This window comes from Eggerthella sp. BIOML-A4 (assembly GCF_009875575.1).
Classification (GTDB): Bacteria; Actinomycetota; Coriobacteriia; order Coriobacteriales; family Eggerthellaceae; genus Eggerthella; species Eggerthella lenta.
Map to the genome: position 1 here is coordinate 324994 of NZ_WWRX01000006.1, position 8113 is coordinate 333106.

5 protein-coding genes are annotated in these 8113 nt (G+C 63.7%); 3 read left to right on the forward strand and 2 right to left on the reverse strand.

Translation table 11 applies throughout. From position 1 onward, the window contains the following. Nucleotides 1-14: 14 nt before the first annotated feature. The gene (locus GT613_RS08145) at nt 15-1496 is read right to left on the reverse strand and encodes a DUF1846 domain-containing protein (protein WP_009306265.1); all 1482 of its coding nucleotides are present in this window, start codon (nt 1494-1496) and stop codon (nt 15-17) included. Nucleotides 1497-1622: 126 nt separating this feature from the next. After that, nucleotides 1623-2864 carry a helix-turn-helix transcriptional regulator gene (locus GT613_RS08150; protein ID WP_226844428.1) on the reverse strand — a complete coding sequence of 414 codons (1242 nt, stop codon included), beginning with the start codon at nt 2862-2864 and terminating at the stop codon, nt 1623-1625. A 571-nt stretch (nt 2865-3435) separates the two neighbouring features. Here GT613_RS08150 and GT613_RS08155 point away from each other — a divergent pair. The 3 genes from GT613_RS08155 to GT613_RS08165 all read left to right on the forward strand — a co-directional run. Beyond that, nucleotides 3436-5190 (forward strand): FAD-binding protein, encoded by a 1755-nt coding sequence (locus tag GT613_RS08155; RefSeq protein ID WP_009306263.1) that lies wholly within the window; start codon nt 3436-3438, stop codon nt 5188-5190. Between the two features lie 331 nt (nt 5191-5521). Then, on the forward strand, nt 5522-7123 hold the full coding sequence (locus GT613_RS08160; protein ID WP_009306262.1) for a CTP synthase: 1602 nt from the start codon (nt 5522-5524) through the stop codon (nt 7121-7123). Nucleotides 7124-7291: 168 nt separating this feature from the next. Next, nucleotides 7292-8113, forward strand: an 822-nt coding sequence (locus GT613_RS08165) for a tyrosine recombinase (protein WP_161172581.1), incomplete at its 3' end; no start/stop codon positions are given.

Sequence of the window (8113 nt, forward strand, 5' to 3'; positions counted from 1 at the left end):
CTTACTTGTGATTACTATTTGTGATAGTACCTATGCTGCTCGTACTTCGGCTCGCAGCAGACGTTGATGCCGAGGGTGCGGTACAGCTTCTCGTCGGTGGCCGACAGGATCACGCTGAAGAACGCGTCGCAGCCGTATAGGTCGTTCACGTGGTCGATCAGCTTCTTCGCCAGCGGATCGGTGGCCGAGCTGATGGACAGCGCGATGAGCGTCTCATCGGAGTGTAGGCGGGGGTTGCGGCTGTTCAGCTGCTCGGTTTTCAGGCGGCAGATGGGCGTGATGGCCTCGTCGCTGATCACGTCGATGTCGTCGTCCACGCCGGCCAGGCCCTTGAGCGCGTTCATCAGCAGCGACGATGCCGCGCCCAGCAGCGACGACGTCTTGCCCGTCACCACCGAGCCGTCGGGCAGTACCATCGCTCCAGCCGGGCCGCCGGTGGTCTCCTCCTTCAGCAGCGCCGCCGAGCGCGCGGGAGACAAGCTCGCGTTCACGCCTGCCTGGTTCATCAGCAGCTCCAGGCGTTCCATGCGCTCCTGGCCCACGCCCGAGCGCTTCACTTCCACCGCGGTTTGGAAGTAGCGGCGCACGATCTCCATCTTCGCGGCGTCGCGCACGGCCTCGTCGTCCACGATGGCGTTGCCGGCCATGTTCACGCCCATGTCGGTGGGCGACTGGTACGGGCTGGTGCCCGAGATACGCTCCATCATGGCCTTCAGCACGGGGAATATCTCCACGTCGCGGTTGTAGTTGACCGTGGTGATGCCGTAGGCTTCCAGATGGAAGGGATCGATGGTGTTCGCGTCGTCGAGGTCCACCGTGGCCGCCTCGTAGGCGATGTTCACCGGGTGCTTCAGCGGCAGGTTCCACACGGGGAACGTCTCGTACTTGGCGTAGCCGGCCGCGATGCCGCGCTCATGCTCGTGGTACAGCTGCGACAGGCACGTGGCCATCTTGCCCGAGCCGGGGCCGGGCGCCGTCACCACCACGAGGGGGCGCGTCGTTTCCACGTATTCGTTCTTGCCGTAGCCCTCTTCGCTGACGATGCGGTCGATGTCGTACGGATAGCCGGCGATAGGGTAGTGCAGGTAGCTTTTGATGCCCAGGCTTTCCAGGCGGCGGCGGAACGCGCCGGCCGAGGGTTGGTTCGCGTAGTGGGTGATCACCACACCGCTGGTGGCGAAGCCCATGGAGCGGAAGATGTCCATGAGGCGCAGCACGTCCTCGTCGTAGGTGATGCCCAAGTCTCCGCGGACCTTGCTCTTCTCGATGTCGTTGGCGTTGATGGCGATGATGATCTCCACCTCGTCGGCCAGGCTCTTGAGCATGCGGATCTTGGAGTCGGGCTCGAACCCGGGCAGCACGCGCGCGGCATGGTAGTCGTCGAACAGCTTTCCGCCGAATTCCAGATAGAGCTTGCCGCCGAACTGATTGATGCGGTTGCGGATATGCTCGGCCTGAAGCGCGATGTACTTGTCGTTGTCGAACCCGATGCGCATGGAATCCCTCTTCTTCTTCGAACCGTTCTGCTCTTGCACTAATGTAACAGCATACCACGATAGCGGGCGAACCCGCGTCAAACCATCAGCTGTACAGAGCCGCGTAGGGGTGCGAGGCGCGGGCTGTCATTTCATGCCGTTGACCAGCGACAGCAGCTCTTCTCGCGAGCTGACGTCCAGTTTGCGGTAAATATTGCGGATGTGGGTGCGCGCGGTGTTGTCGGAGATGAACAGCGTTTTGGAGATGTATACCGACCCGTATCCCAGGCTCAGGTACTGCAGTATCTCGCGTTCGCGCTTCGTGAGGGCGTACCCGTTCGCTAGCGTCACGATGCGTTCGTGCTGCAATGCATGCAGCGTATCGGTTTCACCTTCGTTCCGCATGCCTGCATCCTGCAAAGCGTCGGGATCGTCCGTCGAGCAAGCCTGCTGCCATGCGACGAAGCCGAGGTGCACCACCACGATGCAGAAGTATGAGGAAAGCACGACCCACAGGTACGGCCCTAAATTCACATCCGGCGGCACGTTCGCCTGCACCGTCATGCCCAAAAGCGATGCCGCACAGCTGAGCAGGAAGGCCGCCGAGAACACGAAGGGCAGAGGGAATTCTCCCGCCTCGGCCATGGCGACCAGCGATGAGAGCGCGAAGAGCGATAGCAGGGCGAGAGGCGCGTATACGAGCATCGCTCCCGCCACGAACAGCGTCGTCCCCGTCGGGAAGCTGCCCAGCACGATGCTCACCGCGACGCACGCCGGAACAGCCAAGCGGTCGATCAGCATAACGAACGGGCTTTTCAACCGCATTGCGCAAAGCGCCACGACGACGGCCGATGCAACGATGGCGCCCGTGTACTCGCTTCGTCCCGCTCCCACGTCGGCGTCGAACGAATAAGCGGCCATCATGAACGAGCAGACGAGAAAGCCCAGCAGCGGCACCCATATGATCGATAGGAATGTCCTGAGAGAAGATGCAAGCCCTGTCAGCGTGTTCGACGGGCTTTCCGCGTCAGGGGAGCCGGTGAAGCCGCCCCCGCCGTTTTCGATGCCGGAGACGCTCTGTGCGTCCTCATCCGTCTCGTGCGTGCATTTCTCGATTCCGAACAACAGGGGGAGAACCGATCCCGTTATGGCGAGAACGCCTTCCGCGGCTACCGCGAACGGGTCGGACAAAAGCGAAACGATCCAGGCGACAGCCGACGAGCTGGCGCACGCGATGGCACCGTAGAACATCACGCTGCGAAAATCCATTAGATACAGACGCACCCACCGCATGATCACCGGCGCCATGCATGCCCCGGCCGTGACGCCGAGCGCTGCGAACAAGACGACGTTACGGTATCCGGCTGCGAGCAGAATCCAGATCGCCACCAAGACTGCGGCGTACGTCCAAGCGCAGCCTGTGGCGATCGGGCGCCCTTTGCGCGTTTCGAAGCCAGGCCAGCTGGGGCGTTGCGCCGAGAAGAGCAGGATGGCGAGGGCTGTCGCAAAGCAAGAGAGCAGCATGGCGAAAAGAAAGTCGCCAGCGGGCGAGACGTTCGGTGCGAAACGCAGCATAAGGTAGGAGTTGGGCGGATAGAGGGGCGCCGAGGCAAGGAAAGCCGCTAACAGCAAAAGGCGGGGGCGGAAACGGATGGGAGGTTGGGCGGCTAGCCTGTTCAAGTACGTGCCGTTTGCCATGCGAAAGCCCCCCTTTGGCTTCTCCGATGTTTCCTGCCCATTGTACTCCAGCCGAGTCGTCCTTCGGACTCGCGTTCTCCGAAAGCCGGTCGCCTCGATGTCTTTTCAGTCCGATCATCTGGTAAAACGAAAAAATACTGCAACGCGGTGATGCGCTTCACGCACTGCGGTTATTCTCCCTGTTCCACGTGCGTCCTATGGTTGCGTCGTTGCAAGGGCGGCGCATGGAGCGCTGCTCGATTCACCCTGAAGGAGGGAGATCATGAACAACGAAAAGCAAAAGAAAGAGCTGGCCGACGGCCTCACGCGTCGCGGGTTCCTCACGCTAGGAGGCGTGGCGGCGCTGGGAGCGGGAGCAGCGTTGGCGGGATGTTCGCCGCAGGCGTCTTCGGCAAGCTCGGCGGGCGATGCTGCGACGGCTGCGAGCGCGGCCGACGCCGCCGAAGGACTTGCCCCGTCGCCGTGGGGAGACTATTATCCTTGGCCCGCCAATCCTCCTGAGATCACCGACGATATGGTGGAGGAAGAGCTTGACTGCGACGTGGCGGTCGTGGGTCTGGGCGTCTCGGGCGTCGCGGCGTTCCGTGCGGCGTCCGAGGGCGGCGCCAAGGTCGTCGGCATCGAGAAGGGTTCCATGCCGCAGCAGCGCTCCAGCCAGTACTGCTACTTGAACGGCAAGCTGACCGACACCTTCGGCCTGCCCCACCTCGACCTTGAGGCCATCATCAAGGAAGAGTTCCAGGAGTGCGCCAGCATCACGAATTACAATATCGTCCGCAAGTTCGTCTTGGGCGACGCGGAGGCTATGGACTGGTGGATCGAGGGCGCGGATTGCGAGATCCTCGAGAATTACGAGATGTCGATGGATCCCAGCGCGGACGTTCCCAACGGCGTCAGCTGCATGAGCGATCCGACCATCGACTGGGAGAGCGAGCCGCAGGCCGCTTTCCCCGAATGCCTGAACTTCACCGACCATCAGGCCGTGCTCGACAACAATTTCCAGAAGGGCCTCGATGCCGGCACGGGCTCCGAAGCGTATTTCGGCCATTTCGCCGAAGCGCTCATCCAAAACGATGAAGGTCGCGTGGTGGGCGTGTACGCGCGCAACGCCGATACCGGCAAGTACAAGAAGATCAACGCTGAAAACGGCGTGTGCCTGGCATCGGGCTGCTGTCGATCCAACGAGGACATGGTGCGCTACTTCGCACCGAACCTCATCTGGAACGGCAACGGCAACCCATGGCCGAACATGGACGTCGAGGGCAACCGCACCAATACGGGCGACGGCTACAAGCTGGGGTACTGGGCGGGTGCTTCCATCCAGCAGTACCAGTGCTCGCAGATGCACGTGATGGGGGGTCCGGGCGACACCGATTCGCAGAACGATTCCATGGGCTTCACCGGACCGCTGTTGCGCATCAACTACAACGGCGAGCGGTTCATGAACGAGGACACCTGCGCCGCCGATGCCGAGTATCCCATCGAGCTGCAGCCCAAGCACAAGTGCTTCATGATCACCGACAGCCACTTCGAAGAGAATGCTGCGAAGTGCGTGAACACGTTCGCGGCCACGCTCGCCGAGTGGGACGAGCGGGTGGGCGACGGCACCATCTTCAAGGGCCAGACGCTGCGCGAGTTGTTCGAGAGCATCGACGGCATGGACGTCGATGCAGCGCTGGCCACGGTCGAGCGCTACAACGAGCTGTGCGAGAAGGGCGTCGACGAGGACTACGCCAAGCAGGCGAAGTACCTGATGCCCGTGACCGACGACGGCCCGTACTACGCGCAGCGCATGGGCGTGGGCCTGTGCCTGGTCATGATGGGCGGCTTGGAATCCAACCAGAACGCCCAGGTGCTCGACCTCGAGCGCCAGGTGATCCCCGGCTTGTATGCGTCCGGCAACATCCAGGGCAGCCGCTTCGCTATCAAGTACCCCTTCCGTCTGAGCGGCCACAGCCACGCGATGGCCATGTTCTACGGCAAGGTGGCCGGCGAGAACGCCGCAGCCGGTTTGTAGACAACTAACCTGATCATTCGACGGTGCCGTCCTTTGCCGGATGTGCGCACCCCTCCCTCTCCGGTGCAAGGGCCGGGCACGCGCTCTCGATGCGCGGCGCCCGGCCCTTGCGCTGTCTGCGCCTCTTGCATCTGGCTCGCGCATCGGCTGCCGTGCCGTGGGTGTTACGGCTTTGTTAATTGCGCCGGGCAATGCGGCTCCGACCTCGTGCATGCCGTAGAATGAAAAGACGTTTGGAGGCAGGATCCGCTGTGCTCTTCGGGCGTATTTCGTGCGCGGCCAGGCGCCGTCTCCGAATCATATGAAGCACGCATAGCATGATAGGAGAATCATGGCCAAGCACATCTTCGTTACCGGGGGCGTCGTCTCGTCGCTGGGCAAGGGCATTACGGCCGCGTCGCTGGGGCACTTGCTCAAGGCGCGCGGGTACCAAGTGACCATGCAGAAGATGGATCCGTACCTCAACGTGGATCCGGGAACCATGTCGCCGTTCCAGCACGGCGAAGTGTTCGTCACCGAGGACGGGCACGAAGGCGATCTCGACCTGGGGCACTACGAGCGCTTCATCGACGAGAACCTCACGCGCGAGTCCAACTTCACGCAGGGATCCATCTACCAGAGCCTCATCGCGCGCGAGCGGCGCGGCGACTACCTGGGCGGCACCGTGCAGGTGATTCCGCACGTCACCGAGGCCATCAAGGCGCGCCTGCGGCGCATCGCCGACCAAACCGGCGCCGACATCGTCATATCCGAGATCGGCGGCACCGTCGGCGACATCGAGTCGCTGCCGTTCATCGAGGCCGCGCGCCAGTTCAAGAAGGAGCTGCCGTACGGCGACGTGCTGTTCGTTCACGTGACGCTGGTGCCTTATATAGCCGCAGCGCACGAGGTGAAGACGAAGCCCACGCAGCATTCGGTGAAGGAGCTGCGCTCCATCGGCGTGCAGCCCGACTTCATCGTGTGCCGCTCGGACCACGAGATCGAGGACGGCGTGCGCGAGAAGATCGCGCTGTTCTGCGACGTGCGGCCCGAGGAGGTGCTGGCCTGCACCGACGCGCCGTCCATCTACGAGGTGCCGCTGGGCTTGCACGAGCAGCGCTTCGACGAGATGGTGCTCGACCGGTTGTGCCTCGAGCGGCGTTCGGCCGACTTGGCGCCCCTGCGCTCGTTCTTGGCCGCGGCGGACGCTTGCGATGAGGAGGTGGACGTGGCCGTGGTGGGCAAGTACGTGAGCCTGCCCGACGCGTATCTGTCGGTGATCGAGGCGCTCGGGCATGCGGGGGTGCGCTGCGGATGCCGCGTGAACGTGCACCTCGTGGACGGCGAGGAGCTGTCGGACGCGAACGCGGGGGCGGTGCTGGGCGGCATGGACGGCATCCTCGTGCCGGGCGGTTTCGGCCAGCGCGCCTTCGAGGGCAAGATCGCCGCGGCTCGCTACGCGCGCAAGCAGGGCATTCCCTACTTGGGCATCTGCCTGGGGCTGCAGGCTGCCGTATGCATGTTCGCGCGCGACGCGGCCGGCATGTCCGGGGCCACGTCGGCCGAGTTCGATGCCGAGGCGGCCTTTCCCGTGGTGGACCTCATGCCCGAGCAGGAGGATGTGGAGGGCAAGGGCGGAACCATGCGCCTGGGAGCTTATCCGTGCAAGGTGGAGCCGGGCACGAAGGCGTTCGAGGCTTACGGCGAATCTATTATATATGAGCGTCACCGTCATCGTTATGAGGTGAACAACGCCTTCCGCGAGCGCTTGGTCGAAGCGGGGCTTTCGGTGTCGGGCGCGTCGCCGGACGGGCGGCTCGTGGAGATGGTGGAGCTGCCCGGCCATCCGTGGTTCGTCGCCAGCCAGGGCCATCCCGAGTTCAAGAGCCGCCCCACGCGGCCCCATCCGCTGTTCTGCGGTTTCGTGAGCGCCGCCGCCGTGCGTCGCGCCTAGGGAGGACGGTGGCGCGCTTCCTGCGGACGCGCAGCGTCCTCATCGCCGCGAAGGCGTGCTATCCTGTGAACTATATCATGCAGAGGGTTCGGCAGACGGGGCGCGGATGTTTCACGTGAAACATCCGTTCGACGTTTTGCGGTGGCGCGGCGACGACGAAGGTGGCGGATGGACGAGCTGTATCGAGAGTACCTGGCGTATCTGCGCGTCGAGCGAGGAAGCTCTCCGTTGACCGTGTCCGCGTACGCCGCCGACCTCAAGGACTACGCGCAGTTTCTCGAGAAACGCGGGGTCGAGTCGCTGGACGACGTCGATCGCGAGGTCATCGTAGCTTACGAGTCGGATCTGTTCGGCCGCGGGTATGCGGCCTCGACGGTGGACCGCCATGTGTCCGTGCTCAAGGGGTTCCACCGCTTCCTCGTGCGAGAAGGCTACGCGCGCCGCAACCCGGCCGACACTATCCAGCTTCCCAAGGCGCCCGACCGTCTTCCCGACGTGCTTTCGGTGGCGCAGGTGGACGCCATGCTGTCGCGCCCGCTGGACGAAGGCCCTCTGGCCCTTCGCAACCAGGCCATCCTCGAGGTCCTGTACGGTTGCGGGTTGCGCGTGAGCGAGTGCACGGGGCTCGATTTGGGCGACGCCATCTTGGAGGAAGGTTATCTTCATATCCTGGGCAAGGGGAATAAGGAACGCATCGCCCCCATCTCGGGCGCCGCGCTGCGCGCGCTGCGCGACTACCTCGAGCGCGGACGCCCCGAGCTCGTCCGCTCGTACGCGAAATCAACCTCGGCCGTGTTCCTCAATGCGCGCGGCGGGCGGCTGACGCGCCAGAGCGTGCACTCCCTCGTCGCCGAGGCCGGCCGCTTCATCGGCGTGGCGAACCTTCATCCGCACACGCTGCGCCATTCCTTCGCCACCCACATGCTCGCCGGCGGCGCCGATCTGCGCGTCATCCAAGAGATCCTGGGGCATTCGGACATCTCCACCACC